Here is a 20938-nt window from a genome sequence, read left to right on the forward strand (position 1 = left end):
TTTTTATTTTTTGGTGTATTCAAGTGTTAGAGTAAACGAGTTGATAACAGAGTAATCATAATCAGATGTATTCAACAGTTCTATAATGGCTCTTTCTCTTTCGATTGTGATATAGGCTTTTGTTCTCCATTGGTTACCTGCAAATGCCGCTTTAAGATCATCCCATTCTGTAAACATTTCGTTGGAGATAATGGTTTCAAGATCCGGGAATTCAGGTCTTAAATCGATTTCACCTGTCCTTGGAATCTGATCCAGATATAAGGTTTTCTTATAAACAGGCTTGCCATTGATCCACTTTCCGCCTGTCAGCTCTTCTTTGGTGCTGTAAGAATGTTGCTTATCGGCATACTGTTTCTGGATGTAGTCATTTTCCTGGGCATGGTCTCCGAAGTAAGTTTTAGAACTTAATCCTCTGGCATCTGTTGTTTCATGCTCTATAAGCACAGGTTCATCTATGTTCGGACTTGCAAAAATTCCTTTTACACCTCCACCGTTTGTCTGTCTTAAAGCGGCACCTACACCACTCAGCATCAAACGTGAGCCCTGTCCATAAGCGAAAACACCATTTTCTTTACTTACATCTACACTGGAGGCATTTGTTCCATCTAAATTGCCTGAAAACATCATTACAGACTCAGGAAATAAACCGAGTGCATTTTTTACACCATCAATTTCATTAGTTCTGTAAATGATTCTCTCTTCCGGGTCTTCATCTGTAAACTGGATATTACCTGTCACTGGAGCTCCCGTCCCAGTTCCTGTTAATGAAATGAAATCAGTAAAGTCTGATAAGTTTTTATATCCAAATACATTACCGGCATTCAGAACCGCTACTTTTGTATAGGTGTTATCCGCTAAAGGAGTTCTTTTTGCAGAAACCACAGCGTCAAAATCCAATGTTCTTGCAGCAAAGTCTCCACCAATTAAAGGCGTTACAAAATCATGGCGTCTTGCTACCGGATTAGATTCAATCACCAGTTTGTTGAAGGTTGAACCTCCTAACGGGGCATTACAGCCGATAACGACATTGTTGTCACCCCAAACACCCATAGCATGCGTGGTGGAGGCGGCATTATATCCAATAAATGTATTGTAACCCCATGCACCGGATCCTGTTGCTTTCCCATGAATATTTCCGGCAAACGCACCTAAGAAAGTATTCTGAGTTCCATTAGTTAAGGAATAAGCGGCACCAAGACCAAGAGCAGTGTTATTGGTTCCGGTAATATTTTTGTTCCCTGCTTCATCTCCAATGTACGTATTTCCGTTTCCTGTTGTTGTTTCAGTTCCCGCCTGCGTTCCGAAAAAAGCATTAAAATTACCCGTTGTAAGTTTAGTTCCACTTGAAACACCCGTTGCGGTATTCCATCTTCCTGTGGTGGTTTCATTTAAAGCATAAGAACCAAGGGCTACGTTATTTGCTCCGGTGGTTAATTTTGATAATGTATTATAACCAATTCCCAGTCCGTAAGCTCCGGTATGATCCGTGTTCAAATTTCCAAACCAAAAGGAATACGTGGTAGGGCTGAAGTTTATTTCACCTGCTCTGCCCTGGCTTGGCTGGAAAATAATAGGCTTGGTTGTTCCGTTACCTCTGTCGATGACATTCTGTAGATTATCATTCCCGCTAAAAGTCGGTTTATCAGAAAGATCATTGTAACTGCCTGTTACAGCCACTTTTTTTACAGTGATTTTTTCCTGTCCTTCCTGTGATAATGTTACGCTTCCATCAGCATTGGTCGTTGGAATGATACTGAATTCCGAGAGATTGATGTGAAAGGCAGATCCGTCATTTTGGGTTATGGTAATAATATTTTGAGAGGCATCATATACCGCATTTTCAATGCTGATATCGCGGGTTACCAAACTGCTTAAATCTACGGATTTGCTTTGCTGAACACCGTTCTCACCCGTATAAAATACAGTTAAGATATTTCCATTCAGTTGCGGAGCCTGAATCGCTGTTTGAGTTTCAATTTTTTCTTTCCAAAGCTGAGCATTCTGTGGACTTAGATTGGATGCATTTACATCTGCTTTTTTAGACAGATCATAATCTAATTGGTCTGCAGGAATCTTTTCATCTTTGTGCCAGTATGAATCATGCCACTCCCAGAATTCTTCCTGTACCGGAATATCTCCGTTTTCGAAGTATTTTTTTAATTCTTGTTTTGTTTTCATTTTTGTTTTGTTTTAAGTTTAAACAATGCTCCTTTTGAGCAAGGATTGCTGGGGTGCATTATTCTTCTATGATCCTGTCCAGGATAAGTGCTGTTGCCGGAATACCTGCGTCGCTGACATCTAATCCCATCGGTTTTGCTACGGTCTGAAGAGAGGAAATGGCAAATGCATTTTTTCCTACAAACTTTACTGAATTGGGAATATCTAAAAATGTTATAGAACTTCCGGATAACTGAAATGCTCCATCCTCAATGGTTTCGATGCCATTTTCCAAGACCAGTTCTGATACATTAGAAATACCCGTTGTGAAAGCATATGATTCTACTGTTTTACACGCCCCCGGAATGGCTAAAGTTCCTCTTAAATTTTGGCCATTAAATGCTCTCGACCTTATTCTTTCTAAAGATTTAGGAAACTTAATTTTAGAAATACGGTTTTGAGCAGCAATCATGAATTGAAATCCTCCGATAGTTTTTACGCCTTCCGGGAAAACCATAATGGAATCCATTCCTGTGATTTCTGTGCTGTCTGTTGGTGAATAAATAAATTCATTGTAAGGAGTTAAATTTAGAAACGCCTTATCCGGTTTTTCATTCTTATGCCAGTAAGAGTCCTGCCATTCCCAAAAATCTTCCTGTTTTGGAATATCCCCATTCTCGAAATAGAGTTTTAATTCTTCTTTTGTTTTCATTTGGTTAAAGTTTAATTGATCAGTTTTCCTCCTACAATTTCCACTGTGCTGTCAAAAGAATAAGGTAAATAGGTCGTTTCAGGGCCTAGTGTTACTTTTGTAAGCTTGTTATCTCTGAAAGCATTGTTTTCAATCTTGAGGACACTGTCAGGAATAGTCACTGAGGTGAGTTGATTACCGATAAAGGCATCAGATCGAATTTCCGTTACTCCATTGGGAATCTCAACAGATGTCAGTTTATTGACAGAAAAGGCCGCCTGTGAGATAATCGTTATTCCTTTAGGAAGGCGAAGCTCTGTTAGTTGATTGGCTGTAAATGCCTGTATTCCAATATTGATAACGCTGTCCGGAATAAATAAAGACGTTAATCTGTTGTTGTAAAAAGCCCAACTAGGAATTTCGGTTACCTTTGGAGGAATTTTTATGGTAGTTAAGCCGCCGTTACTAAATGCGTTTTCCTGGATACTTGTTATGGAGTCAGGGAGTTCTACCTCAGTTACCAGCAGACCTGCAGTGAAGTTTTTAGGAATGGTGAGTGTTCCTTCTTTTATTACAATTTTTCTTTTTGAAAAGAAGGCCAGTGAAGCATTTTTATCAGCATCCATTTCAGCATAGAGTATGTTGAATGTCCCATTCTCCAGACCTGCGATTTTCCGCATGTCGATTTTCTCATCCTTATGCCAGTAAGCATCCTGCCATTCCCAAAAGTCTTCCTGCTTCGGGATATCTCCATTTTCAAAATAGAGTTTTAATTCTTCTTTTGTTTTCATAAAACGTTGTGTGATTGGTTAATAAATTGATTGCTGTGATCTGCCCTTGTATAGAACAGGCTCACTGTTGTACTATATTTTAAGACATAGTTCTGGCTGTTCAGCATTTTGTGAATGGTGAATTCAAAGGTGTTGAGATTATTTAATGAGATTGCTGTACGTGTATTATAGAGATTTCAAAGGTAATTTTGAACAGCGCCAGAACTTGTCGTGTATTAATTTTTATTTAAAAAATATCTTCTTCAGGTATTCCTTTTTCAAAATCTTCTCTGAAGAAGTTTTCAATGTCATTGAGATAGTTTTCATAATCCATCTCAGCATTTTCGATATCGCTCCATTCTATCGTATAGAGATCTTCATCGATGAGTATATCTGTATTGTGATCTGGTGTTTTCATGTTTTGTGTGATAAGGTGTTGGTTATAATTTTTTGAACATATTTCAGGCTGTTCAGCATAGGGAAATGTTGAATTCAAAGGCTTTTAAAAGTTTTTTAGGATTATTGTTCTGTGTCTTTTTTGATACTCCAAAGGTAGTGGGGCGTAACGACAAAACTTGACGTGTTTAAAAAAGATTTTTTAATTTTTAAATATAATCTTAATAGCTTATATAAGATGGTTATAAGGTAGAAAGCTTATATTTTATTTTTGATGAGTTTCTGAACAATCTGGTTCAAAGTTTCTCTGTTATCATCAATATAGCTCAATCCGGCTTGTATCAGATTCTCGATATTGGATCTTCTTACATTATCCATGGCGGGAGAAGCATTTTTCAGTGAGGGATTCAAACGGTAATAATTTTTTTGATTTCTAAGTCCCAGAGTCTGAAACATCTGTTCCAGCTGATAATCTACTGTTTCTGCATTGGCAGACATTAAAATGTCAACGATTGGGCTTACCCAGCCAATTTTTCCTGCTTTTTCCAGTCTTTTAAAAGAATAAGGTCTTGCTTCAATCCCTGTTCCAATAGAAACCATTATCATGTCGTTTACCGTTGGCCGGTTAGCTTTCTGATGATTTTTTAAAACTTCTGCAAAAGGAATCTTTCTTGCCTCTGCATAAGCACACAGTGCAGGGTTATTAGCAAACATACCGCCATCAATCAAGCTGAAAATCTGACCATACATGGATTTAATCTGAACAGGACTAAAATACGTAGGAGCAGCTGAAGTGGCTCTGCAGATATCTCTTACATAGAAATTGTCTGTGCTGAGGTTGGCTTTCCAGGAGTTGAAAAGCTTTGCCCTTCTGTTTTCTATATCATAACTTGTTATTAAACATGGTTTTATTAATTCTTTTAATTCTAAATTTCCAAAGAAATCATTTAAGTTTTTTTCAAGAGCTTCCTGGGAAATTCTTTCATTCAATAATCCGAATGGATTGACCAGTTTTTCCCAAAAGGAAACCTGGAAGATGTCGCCGCCCTTCTCAGCATATAATTCCAATCCTTTCTGAATAGAATATTTTGCTTTTCGGGTTTCATCAGGAGAGAGAATAATAGAAGCAATCAGACCTCCGGTACTGCTGCCGGCAACCAGATCAAAATAATCTCCCAACTTGGCGGAAGGCTTATCATAATACTGGAGCTGTTCTTCTATGTAACGCAGAATAATGCAGGTTACGATTCCCCTTATTCCACCTCCGTCCAAAGAAAGAATGGTTGTCTTTTTCATGTGATATTTTTAATGTTTTGTTAAAAGGACACATGCAATCTTACATCTACAGAATCCGTTGAATAATCAAAAAATGTTGAGATTCCATACTTAGATTTCATTGCTTTTTTCGTTGTTTTCTTATAAAGCAAAGGTAGTCTGGGGAAGCGACAGAACGTGTCGTATTATATTTAATTTCAAATAAATGAGACTAAAAAATAACGTAATTCTGCTTGTCTTTTGGCATTTTCAAAAGTGTTCTCCAGCTGGTTTTTACAGGTCCTTTTTTAGAGGGAATAGTCTTTTTTTCGAAGTGGGGAAGGTCTTTAAATGTTTTCCAGTTTCCTCCCCAGTCCCAGCCGTGTCGGGCGAAAATTTTTACACATTCGTACCAGTCTGCAACGTTGTCATTGTCCCAGTCTTTTGCCGTATCCCAACTTGCTGTTTTTCCGTCAATCATAAGACAGATGTCTACCGCAAGGCCATAATTGTGAATGCTTTGCCCTGCCTTGGCATTGGTTACTTTTTTTCCTGAAGTAATTCTTCCGATTGCATAAAGTTTTTCCTGTTCTTCGAAAGATCTTAATCCCTGAGTGATCCGCACTTTGGCTCTTCCGGTAAGTGCTTCATCACATTCCTGTATAATTTGCTTCACTTCATCTCTTACCAACGGGTGAAGTTTCTGAATCCGTTCTAAGGTTACTTTGTCCATATTTCTTATTTTCTTGTAGGACAAAAGTATAGCGCGGATGCGACGAAACTTGACGTGTTTTATTTAAAATTCTATAAATATTCAAGACAAGGTGAAAAACATAAAGTGAAAAGATTGGGAGGCAGGTAAATTGATCTGTACATCAAAAAAATAAGAAAAAATTGTTTTTAAATTTTTAGAAATCAAATAGAAGTAGTAAATATGACGGATAAAACACAATATTTAAATGCATACTATCCTACCTTTTTTATTGGCCATGATTGTGGCCATTGTGCTGCTCAATATGTGGGCTACAAAGTTAAAAATCGCTTATCCTGTTTTACTCGTTGTATTCGGACTCCTTGTTAGCTTTGTACCTGGTCTTCCCGTTGTGAAGATCAATCCGGATCTTATCTTTTTTATCTTTTTGCCTCCTCTTTTGTTTGAGGCCGCATGGTCAATTTCCTTTAAAGAAATGAAACGATGGTGGCGTATCATTGGAAGTTTTGCTTTTTTAGTCGTCTTTTTTACGGCACTGGCAGTAGCAGTGACGGCTAATTATTTTATTCCCGGATTCACAATTGCTCTTGGGTTTCTGCTGGGAGGAATTGTATCTCCGCCTGATGCTGTAAGTACTGGGGCTATCATGAAATTTGTAAAAATACCCTCTACTACATCCGCTATTCTGGAAGGGGAAAGCTTACTGAATGATGCCTCTTCACTTATCATATTCCGCTTTGCTCTGATAGCTGTAGGAACCGGACAATTTGTATGGCAGGAAGCTTCATTAAACTTTCTATGGATGGTAATAGGAGGCGTTGGAATGGGCTTATTACTGGCATGGATTTTTGTGCAGGCTCACAAAAGACTTCCTACAGATGCCTCTTCGGATATCGCATTGACACTTATTGAACCGTATCTGATGTATTGGGTCGCAGAACAGTTTCACTGTTCCGGAGTTTTAGCTGTAGTTTGTGGTGGGTTGTATATGTCTGGGAAGCGAATGATATTTCTAAACAGTACCAGCCGTATCAGAGGCTATAGTGTATGGGAAAGCTTTGTTTTTATCCTCAATGGTATTGTGTTCTTAATTATCGGGCTCGAACTTCCTGAAATTGTCGGCGGGCTGAGATGGGAAGGAATTCCTTTGGGAACGGCTATTCAATATGGAATATTAGTGACGGGTATTTTGATTGCTGCCAGAATCATAAGCTCTTATGCCGCAATGCTGGCCACTTTGATCTTTCGTCCAGGTGTGGCACCTCGTGCTTCTTCCACAAAAAGGCGTTGGATGATGCCTTTGATGCTTGGATGGACAGGTATGAGAGGTGTTGTTTCATTAGCCGCAGCACTTGCAATTCCTATTACTCTTGAAAACGGACTTCCTTTTCCCAACAGAAACCTGATCCTGTTTATTACTTTCGTTGTAATCCTCCTTACATTGCTTGTTCAGGGGCTTACCCTGCCATACCTGATAAAATATGGACATGTATTTGATGACTTTACAGATGATGAGAAAGACAGAAAATCCAGAGAAGAAATAAAACACAAGCTCAAACAACATGTTTATCATTTTCTTAAAAACAAGCATGAAAATGAACTGAATGGACATGCCGGATTGGAAAGAATGCTGAAACATTGGGAAGAAAAAATAGAAGCCAATGATACTGAATGGATGAATGAAAAGACCAAAGATATCTTTTTTGAAATGCTGGAAAGCCAGAGACAGTTTCTTTCAGAATTGAATAAAGATATTTCCGTTAATGAAGAAATTATCCGTCATCAGCTTTATCAGCTCGACCTTGAGGAAGAACGGCTGAGGATGATTTAGTCTTTATCACGATGAATGTTTTGAAACAAAATTAAACTACCTTGTTTTATTTTTCAGATTGAAAACCTTGTTTTCCAATTCTTTAATATTATTTTTTAGTTCAGAAAACATATCTTTCACATCATAATTTTCAAAGCTAACTGCTTCAAAATCCTCCGGAAATATACCGGAGGCATATTGCCATATTTCTACAATTTCCCCTAAAGGAATATCATAAGGTTGATAAAATGAATTATCAGCAGCAACAGTTATTGATTTCTTATTTTTGGAAGTAAATCTTTTATAAGAAATACCATCATTTAATGTTACAAAAACATAACTTTTATTCGGTTTCAAATCATCAATATTTTCAACATATTTTCCGATAATATAGGACCCATCTTTAAAAGGAGGCATTGAGTCTCCCTGAGCCGGAAAAGCGCGGTATTTTCCATTGGTTAAAAACGGAAGTGTGATTCTTTGCAGGCTTTCAATGTATTCCGGGTCACTATAACCTGATAAATATCCCATGGATGCTTTCTGCGGAACGATCTCAATACTGTTGTTTCCCAATTGATCTACAACAACGGGTAAAACAATTCGATTGTCAGGAAGTTTTAAAATATCTTCCAACGGATACTTTCTGATATCAACAGACACAAGAAGATCAATACTGAGATTGAAAAACTTGGAAATTTTGATTAGTATTTCGATAGGTGGCTCGGATCTGCCATCTTCATAAGATACGTATCTGGAACGGGTAAGTTTCAAAGTATTCGCTAACTCTTGTTGAGTTTTTTCTTTCTTGCCTCTTAAAAAGCGTATGTTATCTGAAAAAATTGACATTGTTACAAATTGTAACAACAAAAATACGAATTTTGTTTAAAAACGTAACTAAATTTGTAACATGAACCGGGCAATTGTACATATGGACCTTGATACATTCTTTGTATCCTGCGAGAGGCGTAATAACTCGCAGTTTCAGGGTATTCCTCTCATCATAGGAGGGGGAGACCGTGGAGTGGTAGCCTCTTGTTCCTATGAAGCCAGAAAGTTTGGGGTTCGCTCTGCAATGCCAATTCGTATGGCGCTGAGACTTTGTCCTGATGCAAAGGTTATTAAAGGAGATCATGAATTGTATTCCAATTTATCACATACTGTAACCGAAATTATTCAGGAGAAAGTTCCGCTGATGGAGAAAGCAAGTATTGATGAATTTTATCTGGATTTATCAGGAATGGATAAATTTTTTGGCTGCTACCAATGGACCAAAGAAATTGCTGAGGTAATAACCAAAGAAACAGGACTTCCGATCAGTTTTGCGCTGTCAACCAATAAAACCGTTTCAAAAATTGGAACCGGGGAAGCCAAACCTGTTGGAAGACTGGAAATTAAAGAACTGGAAGTGCAGCCATTTTTAAATCCTTTATCCATCAAAAAAATTCCAATGGTGGGTGACAAGACCTTTCAGTTATTATCAAGGATTGGAATCCGGACCATTCATACCTTATCTGAAATGCCGGTACTTGTTCTGCAGCAAATGATTGGAGTTAACGGAAAAGAACTTTGGAAAAAGGCCAATGGAATTGATGAAAATCCTGTTGTTCCTTATTCCGAAAGAAAGTCTATCTCCACCGAAAGAACTTTTACCAATGATACCATGGATATTATGGAGTTGAAACGCCTGATATCAGGAATGGCAGAGCAGCTGGCCTATCAATTGAGACAGGAAAAATGGCTGACGTCAACAGTCGTTATCAAAATAAGATATGCCAATTTCGATACCGAGACCAAGCAGTGTAAAGTGTCTTATACCTCTGCTGATCATACTTTATCCAGAGTGGCATTGGACCTTTTTAATAAAGCCTATACAAGAAGAATGAGGCTTCGTTTGGTAGGGCTGAGATTTACAGGATTAGTACACGGAAACCATCAGATGAATCTATTTGAAGACACCGAGGAACAAATGAGTTTATATCAAACAATGGATTATATCAAAAACCGTTTCGGGTCTGATGCGGTAGGGCGCGCCTCCGGTTTTGACTTCGGAAAATAATTTTAAATCTTTCAACATGTTTATTAATTGTCATTCTTTCCACAGCCTTCGTTATGGAACATTATCCATACAAGAATTGGCAGTACAGGCCAAAGCTTTAGGAATCAAAGAGCTGGTGCTTACTGATATCAATACAGTGACCGGAATTTATGATTTTAAAAAAGTTTGTAAAGACCTGGGAATAAAACCTATTCCCGGTGTTGAGGTAAGAAAAGAGGGAAAACTTCTTTATGTAGGTATAGCCAGAAAGTTCTCAGGAATCGGTGAGATCAACAAAATCATTACAGATCATAATTGTGATGGTAAAGAATTGGCTGAAGCTGCCCCTGAATTCAAAGAAGTATTTATTGTTTATCCCATGAGTAATATTCCTCCGGAATTGAAAGACAATGAATTTATAGGAGTAAGAACAGAAGAATTGAATTTTCTGATACGTCCCGAGTATGAAAAACATATTGCTAAAATGGTCATTTTTCATCCTGTTACGTTTAGTTCTGATGAAGAATACGAATTGCATAAAATTCTGCGGGCTGTTGACAACAATACACTACTGTCTAAGCTGACCAAACGAGAAGTTTGCCGCAGATCTGAGTATTTTATTTCCGAACAGGAGATTATAAAGGCATTTGAAAGATATCCCCGGATTATTGAAAATACGAGAAGTATCCTCGAACAATGTAACTTTGAATTTGATTTTGAAAAAGTAAAGAATAAGCAATACTATAAAAAATCCAAAGAGACTGATGTAAAACTTCTCAGAAGATTAGCCTATTTAGGATTGGAAAAACGTTACGGAAAAGATCATGAGACGGCAAAAGAAAGAGTTGAAAAAGAGCTGAAAGTTATTGATGAACTGAATTTCTGCGCCCATTTTCTGATCACCTGGGATATTATCCGTTACAGCAACAGCATGGGGTTTATGCATGTTGGAAGGGGAAGTGGGGCCAATTCTATTGTCAGTTATTGTCTGGGAATTACAGATATTTGCCCTCTGGAGCTTGATCTTTATTTTGAACGGTTCCTCAATCTTAACCGCCAGGTACCACCGGATTTTGATATCGACTGGAGCTGGCAGAACAGAGATGTTATATTGGAGTACATCTTCAACAGATATGGGAAAAACCATGTCGCTTTTTGCGGAACTAATGTTGAATTCAAATACAAATCAATTTTCAGGGAAGTAGGAAAGGTATTTGGTTTGCCCAAGGAAGAGTTGGATGATCTGGCAGGTAAATCAATGGAAGTTCATGACCGGAATTCAGTAGTGAAACAGGTACAGAAATACGGTAAGTTATTGGAAAAGTTTCCTAACCAAAGAAGCATGCACGCCTGTGGAATCCTGATTTCGGAAGAGCCCATTACCCATTATACAGCATTAGAAATGCCACCCAAAGGTTTTCCGATTGCCCAGTTTGATATGAATGTGGCAGAAGATATAAAAATGGAAAAACTGGATATTCTCTCACAACGTGGGCTGGGTACTATCAAAGACACTGTAGACCTTGTAAAAAAAACAAGGGGAATTGATATTAATATCTCGGATACAACGATTTCCAAAGATGAACAGAAAGCTAACGAATATTTAGCGATAGGAAGAACTATCGGATGCTTCTATATTGAATCTCCGGCCATGAGAGGACTCTTAAGAAGATTAAAATGTGATAATTACAGAATATTGGTTGCCGCTTCTTCGATCATCAGACCTGGAGTAGCACAAAGTGGTATGATGCGGGAGTATATATTCAGACATAATCATCCTGAGCAGTTTGAATATTTTCATCCCATATTTGAAGAGCACTTAAAGGAAACTTATGGCATTATGGTCTATCAGGAAGATGTACTGAAGATTGCCCAGTATTTTGGAGGGCTGTCTCTTGCAGACGGTGATATTTTACGTAGGGCAATGAGTGGAAAAGGAAGATCAATCAAAAAGCTTCAGGAGGTAAAAGCTAATTTTTTTGCATCATGTAAAAAGAAAGGTCATTCGGAGCTAATGACAGCCGAAGCCTACAGACAAATTGAATCTTTTGCCGGATATTCTTTCTGCAAAGCTCACTCCGCTTCTTATGCCGTGGAAAGTTACCAAAGTCTTTATCTGAAAGTGTATTATCCGTTGGAGTTTATGGTTTCTGTGATTAACAATCAAGGTGGATTTTATCGTACTGAAGTATATATTCATGAAGCAAAAATGTCCGGAGGAAATGTTCAGACTCCTTGTGTGAATACCAGTGAATATCAGACAACGCTTCAAGGAACAGATATTTACCTGGGGTTGATGCTTTTGGAAGGGCTCGAAACAAGAGTCGCACATGGTATTGTTGAAGAACGCGAAAGAAATGGAGCATACAAATCACTGGAAGATTTTATCAGACGGATTCCCATTGGTATTGAAACGGTACAGATTCTGATCTTTATTGGTGCATTCAGATTTACAGGAAAACCTAAAAATGAGCTATTGGTGGAAGCCCGGATATTATTAGTGAATTTTAAACCTGAACAAAGAGGATTGCTGTTGATTGAAGAACCCGTTCAGGAGTTTAAACTTCCGCAGTTAAAAAGAGAACAGTTTGAAGATGCTTTCGACGAAATCGAACTGATTGGTTTTCCGGTTTCATGTACCCCTTTTGATTTACTGCAAACTCAGTACAGAGGATCTGTTTTTGTAAAAGATTTACTGCAGTATCATAAAAAACAGGTAAAAATGCTCGCCTATCTTATCTCAAGGAAGCATGTCCCAACCAAAAAAGGAACGATGTATTTCGGAACCTGGATCGATGCAAAGGGAGATTACTTTGATACTGCCCATTTTCCGGATAGCCTGAAAAATTATGATTTTCAGGGAGGTGGCTGTTATTTATTATTGGGAACAGTAGAAGTAGATTTTCATTTTCCAACCATAACGATTCATAAGATGGCCAAAATGCCAATGATCCCAGACCCCAGATACGCTTATGATAAAGAAAAACAATATGATATCCACAGACAGATTAAAGAAGATGTGAGTATGACTTTTCGAAAACCTTATCCACAGGCACATGAGATTGGGCTGCCAAGACATAGAATAGTTAAATAGTATCTTTTATATTAACTTTAAATCATTGACGATATTTTAATTCAAAAATTCTGTTTATTTTTCCCTCATTATTTCTTATTGAATGGAAAATAAAATACCTGAGATCAATAATTTAGTACACAAATTTGCGCTGGAAGACTTTTCCGGATATGAATTTGTAGATTACTGGGATGCAGATACTACAGCTTTAGGACTGAAGAAGGGGAATATTCTCATTTATATTTCAGCATACGGCTATTTTAAAACCAATGGCTATGATGTCATTATTGAGGAACTTGAGACAGGAGCAATATTGAGATCGGAAGATAATAGATCATATGATGAACTTATTAATGACATTCAATCTTTTCTGAAATAATCTTTTTCTTCAAAAAACATAAATTCTTCAAAAATTTCTTACAAAATAGAGTTCAGTGTTAGTGTAAAATAGTAAAATTCCGTATTTTGATAATGTAAAATAATGGGTTATTTTGCATGTTATCAGTGTTTTATGTGTTTGTGGCGCAAGCGGGACTATTGTATGGGATGTCCTTTTACATTTATCTTTGGCCAGGAAATGTACTCGTTTTAAAACCACAAATTAAATGAAAAATCTAAGTATTTTGATGAAGGGAATCCTGGTTCCCTTGTGCTTTACTATAAGCCACTTAAAAGCTCAAGTAGGTATTAATACTTCAAATCCCCAAGCCATTTTCCATGTGGATGGGGCAAAAGACAATCCCTTATCCGGAGCTCCATCCTCTACCCAAATGGGCAATGATGTTGCCATCACTTCTGCCGGAGAAATCGGAATCGGAACTTTAACTCCAGCTACCAGAATCGATACACGCTCAGCCACCAATACTGATAACGCCATTGGAATAGGAGAAACCAGTCAGACAGCCGCAGCTGCAGGAGGAGGTGCTGTGCGTTATAATCCGCTGAATGGTGGAAAGATGCAGTATTCCGATGGTACTGTATGGCAGGATCTTATTTCTTCCCCAACCAAAGCGGTAGTGGTAGCCAATCTTCAGGCTGCAAACTTTGCCGTTAAAATTCCCTATCAGACTGCTACAGGTATTGCAGGATGGACAGAAGTTTCCGACCCCACAGGAAACTTTACTCCCGGAACAGGTGTTTTTACCGCTCCAAGAACAGGAGTATACCTTGTTTCTTTTACCTATGACTTTGTAAGAATTCCTATCGTTTCAGGCTATTTTTCAGAAGCAAGATATGTTGTGAATGGAAGCACTACGGTAAAAAAATGTGTGAAATCTTACTCCAATATCTCAAAACAGGCACAGGTAGCAGGATCTTGCGTTGCAGGAGTTCAGCTCAATAAAGGAGACATACTTCAGCCCTATATCTATCAGTCTGTCTATAATGGCAACCTGAGTCTGAGAACAGATATTTCTTCTGCAAGCAACGAATATGGATTTGTAAATCTTTCTATTTTAGAACAATAACACATTGGATATGATAAAAAAATTAGGACTGACCTTGGTCATTTGCATCAGCATAGGGATGAAGGCTCAGATAGGAATCAATATGTCTTCTCCGGAAGGAACGGTACACATTGACGGACAGAAAAATACAAATGTTTCAATACCTTCCAGTTATTATGATGATGTAGTCATTACTTCTTCCGGAAATGTAGGAGTAGGAAAAAAATCTCCTAAAACAAGACTGGATCTGAGATCTGGAGAACGCCTGAATGCCATTGGAATCGGAGGAACTTCACAATCTGCTTCTGCAGCAAAAGCTGGTGCGATGAGGTATAATGCAGGAACTCAGGATCTGAGCTATTCCAACGGAACAGCCTGGATAGCACTGGCTCATAAAGCTCCCAATGATTTTGTGGATGCAGAAAATGCTTCCATACAAAGTTTCAGCAATGGAGTACAAACTGCCGTTACGGGCTGGACAAAAAAAACAGATGTGAACAGCAGCTTCAATGCTGGTACAGGTACTTTTACGGCTTCAAAAACAGGAGTGTATATCGTATCTTTTACCTTTTCACTGGCTTCCGGAAGTATTGCAGATGATTCTAGATATGAAACGCTGATTCAGACCAATTCTGCCTCTTCTGCAACCGGTAAAGTTTTCAAATGTGTAGGAAGTTACCCCGGAACCAATACGATTGGAAACCGTGTCGCAGGAAACTGCTCAGGGATTTTCAACCTGAACCAGGGAGATAATATCACCGTAAGCCTGAATCAGAAACTTGGAAGTTCAAAAACACTGGACACCGATTCTACGCTTACTTCTTTAAGTATTTTCGGATTATAAAACATACATGATGAAAAAGAATTGTTTACTGATTTTAATGACTTTAAGCTTCCAGTGTGCATTTTCACAAATTGGAATCAATACCCCAAATCCGCAGGGCGTTTTGCATATTGACGGACAAAAAGATAATCCTTCTTCCGGGTCTGTATTTACTACAGCCCAGCAGAGCAATGATATTCTTGTTAATAATGCAGGGAAAATAGGAGTAGGAACTTTAACCCCGGCCGTAAAAGTAGACGCCAGAAATTCCGGAAACGGAGCGATTGGTTTTGGAACATCTGCATTGACGGCAGTGGCAGCCGATGAGGGAGCCGTTCGATACAACAGCGGCGTAGAATATTCCAATGGAAATGAATGGCTTCCTTTGCTCACAGCACAGCCTGCCAGTAATAAAGTAATCGTTATTGCAGCCAAAACGACCAATAATGTAAAGCTGGCAACTCCTGCTGCTCCCACTATAACCGCTGGTTTACAGAACAGGGCGAGCAATTATCTTGTAGACTGGAGTAAAACTTTTGAAAGTAATTCAGGAACAAGTTTCAATGCTGCAACAGGTATCTTTACAGCACCCAGAAATGGAATTTATGTAGCTACTTTCACTACAGACCTCGCGCCGCTGGCTATTAATTATACAACAGATCCTTTAAACCCTATTCAGATAGAGGCCATATGGCAGCTTTATGATAATACAACAGGACTGGCTGTTACCAATATTGTCAATACGGTGAAATGTGCCAATACCATGTCCTCAAACAGTGTTGGAACTATTGATGCAGGAAGCAACTGCACCGCTTCATTCTATATGACGGCAGGGCAGAGGCTGATGCCTTATATCTGGTTTAATTTAAATAATTCAAACCTCGCGAATTTTTCACTCAACAATACAGGAGGTTATAATAATCTTACCATAGCCGAACAGTAATCAGGAGATTTCATCAAGGGTTTTAATAAAAGCAGACGGGTGAAGTCCTGTAATCTTTTTGAACTCAAGAGAAAAAGCACTGTGGGAGGAATATCCCGTAATTTCTGCAAGGTGATTGATCTTGTACTTTCTGTATTGAGGCTCATTTCTTAACTGGTTAACAATATAATTGATCCTCAGATGATTAATGTACTGGTTGAAATTGAATTTCTTATGTTTTTTAATAACCGTTGACAGATATTTTGTATTGATATTCAACGTATTGGCAAGATTGTATCGAGAAATATTTTTGTTGTTAAACTCAAGGTTTTCTTCAAATATTTTTAATCCCTGTAATATGTTTTCCTCTACTTCCAGCGAGATTTTTATTTCTGTTGGAGTAGAGGTATTTTTTGCCTGAATATCCTCAGAAACTTCCTGCGGATCTTCTTCATAAATAACAGGAGAAATCCCTTCTCTGTAGATTCTTGCAACAGCTTCTTTATGTTTTTTACGGAGACGGATGGTATTGAAAACGACAGCTCCCAAAATAACCATCAAAGCAAGACATGCAATAATAAGTCCTTTTGAAATGGAGTGACTTTCATTAAGCTGTTGATGAAAACTTTCCTCTTTTTTAGAAAGAGTTTTGTTGACGGCCATTGCTTTGTTGTAAGCAATACTGTCTTTTAATTTTAGATTTTCAATTTTATATTTCTCGGTATTGGAGACATCGTGAATTTGGGCGTAAGCTTCTTCAAGATTCTTGGTAACCTCAATCTTTTTTTCATTGAATCCATACTGATCTACAATAGCCAGTGATTTCTGATAATAAAGCACCGCACTGTCCGGTTTATTCTGTTTTGAAAAAGAAAATCCTATATCATTAAGAATGTTTGCTTTAAGATAGTAATTGTTTTCTCCCACCAGCGATAGGGCCTTTACAAAATAAGGTTTAGCCTCTTTGAATTTTTTTACCTCAGATAAATTATACCCCATATTGGTATAAGCGGAAATCAGCAGTTCATTTCGCCTGTTGACATTTTTAAGCTTCTGAAATTCCTGAATTGCACTTGTAGAATAATATGCTTTCTCTTTATACTGTTCCTTATTAAGAAGGATCAAAAAAGAATTAAAGATCATTCCTTTCAGCTCATGTCCTTCCTCGGTATTATTATTTTTTACTTCGGCGAGTGCATTTCGGAGACTTGTAGAAGACTCTTTAAGCAGCCCAAGCTTTGCATACTGAGTTCCCTGCATTCTGTAGGCCAGTGCTTTTCCGATGCTGTAATTGTTTTGCGTAGCAATTTTAAGGGCTTTATCTGCAAAATCAAGACTTTTCTCAGCATCCGATCTTAAATAGCTGTTGAAAGACTTTAAATAATAAGCCTTTGCCAGAAATTCCGGGAGATTCTTTTTCCGGGCAGAATCTATCATCTTATTCAGAACAATTTCTGAACTGTCCGGATTTTTGGATGAGAGTGTACGGGCATACTTATATTGTCCCTCAAAATCAAATGCCTGAGCGAATGTAAAAATTGAAATAATAAGGAAGAAAAAGAGAATAATTTTTTTCTTCATTGTGTGTGTTTTTTATTTTTTCTGGTACTTCCAATTACGGCCTTTCCCTTCAGCTATCCATTCCAAAGACTGTTCCAATCTTTTATCTCTGGTAGCTTCTGTTTTGGTCTCTGTAACCCATGCAATATACTCTTTTCTGAAAGATGGGGAAGCCTTTTCAAAAATTTCCTTTGCTTTTGGATGAGCCTCTAAAGCGCGCTGGAAATAATCAGGAATTTCCATTTCAATCTTGGATGGAGGTGCTTTTTTCATAGTAACGCCCATATCTGTAAGCTCCATGGCTTCTTTAATCGCTTTTTTCAGCTGAGGTTTGGAGGGAAGATCCGCAACCTGCTCAATTTTTCCCAAACTGAACATAGAGTTTTTCTCAATATTCTGAGTGATCTCCTGCATGGTTTTCATTTCCTTTTCCAGCCAGAAACCAAAAGTACAATGCTGTTTGAAAGAAGCCATAGCACAAAGATTTTTCCCCTTATAGATAAAATGGGGAAAGCTCCACTTCATGGTTTCTTCGGCATCAGGACAGAATTCATGAACGGTTTCACGGATGTAATGCAGAATAGGCTTTGCAAAATCCTGTGATTTTTCAATATATGCATCAATTTTAGAACTATATTTCTCCATTGTATTTATTGGAATAATTGTACGATTTCATTGACAAGGAATTTTACCTGATCAGGTCTTCCTCTGTCATTTTTAGGGTTGTTGGAATAACTTCCGGTTTTTACGATAACCATATTATGCTCCGGAACCATAATGATATACTGTCCCTGCAATCCCAGAAAATAATAATGTTTGATAGGGTTGTCATGATTGATCCAAAGCCCCATTCCATAAATGTTTTCTGACTTTTCTGTGGGAGTTCTCATCTGTTCAATAAAATCCTGATTAAGGATCTGCCGGTTTCCGGCTTTTCCGTCATCCAGAAATAACTGTCCCAGCTTGGCAAAATCTCTTGCATTGGAATGAATACAGCAGTAGGTCTTTTCCATACCATGATCGTCTGTACTCCATTTGGCATTCTGTTCCATTCCCAGAGGCGTCCAGAATTTTTCTGATAAATAGCTTGCTAATGGTTTATCCAGTGCTTTTCTAAGTGCAAAACCAAGAAGTTGGGTTGAGCCGCTTTGGTATTCGAATTTAACTCCTGGTTCTTCCTTGAATTTCCTTGAAAAAACAGCTTTTACAAGGCTTTTTCCATAATAGGCTTTAGCATTGGGAAGAAAAGGATTGTTGTAATCTTCATTCCAATCTAATCCGGCTTCCATTTGAGCCAGATTTTTAAGGGTTACCTGGTTTCCGAAAGGCTTATTTTTAAATTCAGGATAAAAATCTGAGAACTTTTCATCAATAGTTGGAATAATCCCTTCTTCCAGCGCTTTACCCAAAAGCATCACTGTCACTGCTTTTGCCATAGAAAAAGAATTGGTTTGTGAGAGCTGGTTGTAGCCATCCCAGTATTGTTCATGAAGAATTTTTCCGTTCCTTATCACCACCAAAGCTGCTGTTCTGGAGTGTTTCAAGTTGCCAACTAAATCTTTAGGTAAGTCTTTTTTGTTATACTCTGCATCCTCTTCCCAGAGTCTGGGCTCTTCTGTCGCAATAGGATTGCTGGGAAAAAGATTCCCGTCGTCAATGTATGCACTTGACTTCCCTTTAAGGTAGGTTTTGGAAATACCACTAAATAAATAATCATATCCAAAAAAATAAGCTGCCGCTGCACCTGCAACAGCTCCACCAACCATATACTTTAGTATTCTCATTTTTTCATAAATGGGTCTTTAACAAATTTAGAATAATTTGGCTATAAAATTTAAAATGAATCAGCAAATAAGTTATTTTTGTTCTTATTGATGAAAACTATGACCAGAAAACTTTTTGTATTGGTATACTTCCTATTTTCAATCATGGGATTAGCCCAGATTTATAAACCGATAGATACCACAGATTATATACAGAGAAAAGCATTTTTAAAGAGTTTTGAAGGAAATAATGAAGCGACTGTAAAGAGATTAAAGTCCCAATATTCCGGAAAAACAGGCTCAGAATTATCCAAAATTTATAAAGAATTCGGAACTGATTTTGAAAAGCAGGTGAAGAATAAGGATTTTATTTTTAAATCTGAATTTGAAACCAGTATACAGTCTATGATTCAACGTCTTAAAAAGAATAATTCTAAAATCCCTCAGGATCTGAAAATCCTGATTGCAAAAGACAATACTCCTAATGCCTATTGTCTTGCTGACGGAACTTTTGTCATCAACATGGGGCTTTACAGCTGGCTGAATAATGAGGAACAGATTGCTGCGGTGATTTCCCATGAGCTGGGACATAAAATAGAGGAACATTCACTGAAAACTTTTTTAAAAATTATCGAACAGGATAAAATGGATAAAGTGGTGGTGCAGAATATAAAATCCACTACCACAAGCAGAAGCCAGGGCCAGAACCAAAAGGCTTTCGATATTTTTAAAAATACAGTCTACAAAAAAGGTGTAGAAAGAAGACAAAGCGAAATGCAGGCGGATTCTTTAGGGTATGTCATCTTTAAAAACAGTGATTTCAAGAAAGCAGAATTCGTGAATGCTCTTCAGAGATTGCAGGATTTTGATACCATTTCACCAAGAGAATTGAAGGTAGAAACGTATAAAAAACTTTTTAACCTTCCCAGGCAGGCATTTAATGAAAAATGGATGAAGAAGGAAGATTTCTCCCTGTATAATTATAATTTCTATAAAGAAAAGCTGAATAAAGATTCTCTTGCTTCTCACCCTGAAGTTTCCAGAAGACTAGAAGTGCTTAAAAAGACTTTTGCAGAGCTTAAAACTCCTGTTAGTCCGGAAAAACCCTCAGATCTGTTTTTAACATTAAGAAAAACGGCGAGGATGGAGATTTTACCCAATTATTTCCATTCAGAAGATTATGGACTGGGGATTTATACTGCCATGCAGTTTTTGCAGGATGAAGAGGAGGAAAAATATTATAAAAGCTGGCTGGGAAGATGTTTTTCCAAAATATATGAGGCAAGAAAAAACTATAATCTGAACCGATATCTGGATCGTATAGAACCCAAAAATCAAAGTGAAAGCTATCAGCAGTTTCTGAACTTTATGTGGAACTTAAGTCTTGATGAAATAAAGAATATAGCAGACTTTTATCAGACGAATGAGACCATAGCAAAAGCAAACTGATTTTATTATCAATGATTAAAACATCAATAGGAACGGGCTTTAGCCCGTTTTTTTAATAATAAAAAATTCCACTGGCTT

Annotated in this window: 18 protein-coding genes; 8 read left to right on the forward strand and 10 right to left on the reverse strand. The window is 37.7% G+C overall.

Going from position 1 to position 20938, the window contains the following annotated elements; genetic code table 11:
- Positions 1-3: 3 nt before the first annotated feature.
- From J2786_RS15480 to J2786_RS15505, 6 genes are all read right to left on the reverse strand, one after another.
- Positions 4-2178 (reverse strand): hypothetical protein, encoded by a 2175-nt coding sequence (locus J2786_RS15480; protein WP_047427038.1) that lies wholly within the window; start codon positions 2176-2178, stop codon positions 4-6.
- A 58-nt stretch (positions 2179-2236) separates the two neighbouring features.
- The gene (locus J2786_RS15485; RefSeq protein ID WP_047427040.1) at positions 2237-2869 is read right to left on the reverse strand and encodes a leucine-rich repeat domain-containing protein; all 633 of its coding nucleotides are present in this window, start codon (positions 2867-2869) and stop codon (positions 2237-2239) included.
- A gap of 11 nt (positions 2870-2880) precedes the next feature.
- A complete protein-coding gene (locus J2786_RS15490) occupies positions 2881-3639 on the reverse strand; it encodes a leucine-rich repeat domain-containing protein (RefSeq protein WP_052186745.1) in 759 nt (252 codons plus the stop codon).
- A gap of 226 nt (positions 3640-3865) precedes the next feature.
- Entirely contained in the window at positions 3866-4036 is a 171-nt protein-coding gene (locus J2786_RS15495) for a hypothetical protein (RefSeq protein ID WP_156121320.1), read from the reverse strand.
- 236 nt (positions 4037-4272) lie between these two features.
- The gene (locus J2786_RS15500) at positions 4273-5310 is read right to left on the reverse strand and encodes a patatin-like phospholipase family protein (protein WP_047427045.1); all 1038 of its coding nucleotides are present in this window, start codon (positions 5308-5310) and stop codon (positions 4273-4275) included.
- A gap of 190 nt (positions 5311-5500) precedes the next feature.
- Positions 5501-6001, reverse strand: coding sequence for a M15 family metallopeptidase (locus J2786_RS15505; RefSeq protein ID WP_047427049.1), 501 nt, complete (start codon positions 5999-6001; stop codon positions 5501-5503).
- Between the two features lie 226 nt (positions 6002-6227).
- Here J2786_RS15505 and J2786_RS15510 point away from each other — a divergent pair, with 226 nt between their 5' ends.
- On the forward strand, positions 6228-7811 hold the full coding sequence (locus J2786_RS15510; RefSeq protein ID WP_047427052.1) for a Na+/H+ antiporter: 1584 nt from the start codon (positions 6228-6230) through the stop codon (positions 7809-7811).
- A 36-nt stretch (positions 7812-7847) separates the two neighbouring features.
- Here the strand turns inward: J2786_RS15510 and J2786_RS15515 are convergent, their stop codons facing one another.
- On the reverse strand, positions 7848-8636 hold the full coding sequence (locus J2786_RS15515; protein WP_047427055.1) for a LexA family transcriptional regulator: 789 nt from the start codon (positions 8634-8636) through the stop codon (positions 7848-7850).
- Positions 8637-8697: 61 nt separating this feature from the next.
- On the opposite strand from J2786_RS15515, the gene dinB reads away from it, so the two are divergent.
- The 6 genes from dinB to J2786_RS15545 all read left to right on the forward strand — a co-directional run bounded on the left by dinB (position 8698) and on the right by J2786_RS15545 (position 16109).
- A complete protein-coding gene (gene dinB / locus J2786_RS15520) occupies positions 8698-9846 on the forward strand; it encodes a DNA polymerase IV (protein ID WP_047427058.1) in 1149 nt (382 codons plus the stop codon).
- A 16-nt stretch (positions 9847-9862) separates the two neighbouring features.
- Positions 9863-12919: a DNA polymerase III subunit alpha gene (locus tag J2786_RS15525; RefSeq protein WP_047427061.1), complete on the forward strand. Its 3057-nt coding sequence runs from the start codon at positions 9863-9865 to the stop codon at positions 12917-12919.
- Positions 12920-13001: 82 nt separating this feature from the next.
- Positions 13002-13277 (forward strand): hypothetical protein, encoded by a 276-nt coding sequence (locus J2786_RS15530; RefSeq protein ID WP_047427063.1) that lies wholly within the window; start codon positions 13002-13004, stop codon positions 13275-13277.
- A 226-nt stretch (positions 13278-13503) separates the two neighbouring features.
- Positions 13504-14364, forward strand: a complete 861-nt coding sequence (locus J2786_RS15535; RefSeq protein ID WP_052186747.1) for a complement C1q domain-containing protein — start codon at positions 13504-13506, stop codon at positions 14362-14364.
- Positions 14365-14374: 10 nt separating this feature from the next.
- Positions 14375-15187 carry a hypothetical protein gene (locus tag J2786_RS15540; protein ID WP_047427066.1) on the forward strand — a complete coding sequence of 271 codons (813 nt, stop codon included), beginning with the start codon at positions 14375-14377 and terminating at the stop codon, positions 15185-15187.
- Positions 15188-15194: 7 nt separating this feature from the next.
- On the forward strand, positions 15195-16109 hold the full coding sequence (locus J2786_RS15545) for a hypothetical protein (RefSeq protein WP_047427069.1): 915 nt from the start codon (positions 15195-15197) through the stop codon (positions 16107-16109).
- Here the strand turns inward: J2786_RS15545 and J2786_RS15550 are convergent, their stop codons facing one another.
- The 3 genes from J2786_RS15550 to J2786_RS15560 are packed head-to-tail and all read right to left on the reverse strand — an operon-like array spanning position 16110 to position 19432.
- Entirely contained in the window at positions 16110-17669 is a 1560-nt protein-coding gene (locus tag J2786_RS15550; RefSeq protein WP_047427072.1) for an AraC family transcriptional regulator, read from the reverse strand.
- A gap of 12 nt (positions 17670-17681) precedes the next feature.
- Positions 17682-18293 carry a YdeI/OmpD-associated family protein gene (locus tag J2786_RS15555; RefSeq protein WP_047427075.1) on the reverse strand — a complete coding sequence of 204 codons (612 nt, stop codon included), beginning with the start codon at positions 18291-18293 and terminating at the stop codon, positions 17682-17684.
- A gap of 5 nt (positions 18294-18298) precedes the next feature.
- Positions 18299-19432 carry a serine hydrolase domain-containing protein gene (locus tag J2786_RS15560; RefSeq protein ID WP_047427078.1) on the reverse strand — a complete coding sequence of 378 codons (1134 nt, stop codon included), beginning with the start codon at positions 19430-19432 and terminating at the stop codon, positions 18299-18301.
- Positions 19433-19531: 99 nt separating this feature from the next.
- On the opposite strand from J2786_RS15560, the gene J2786_RS15565 reads away from it, so the two are divergent.
- A complete protein-coding gene (locus J2786_RS15565) occupies positions 19532-20860 on the forward strand; it encodes a M48 family metalloprotease (protein WP_310025844.1) in 1329 nt (442 codons plus the stop codon).
- Positions 20861-20938 lie beyond the last annotated feature (78 nt).

The organism is Chryseobacterium vietnamense, assembly GCF_031454475.1.
GTDB lineage: Bacteria > Bacteroidota > Bacteroidia > Flavobacteriales > Weeksellaceae > Chryseobacterium > Chryseobacterium vietnamense.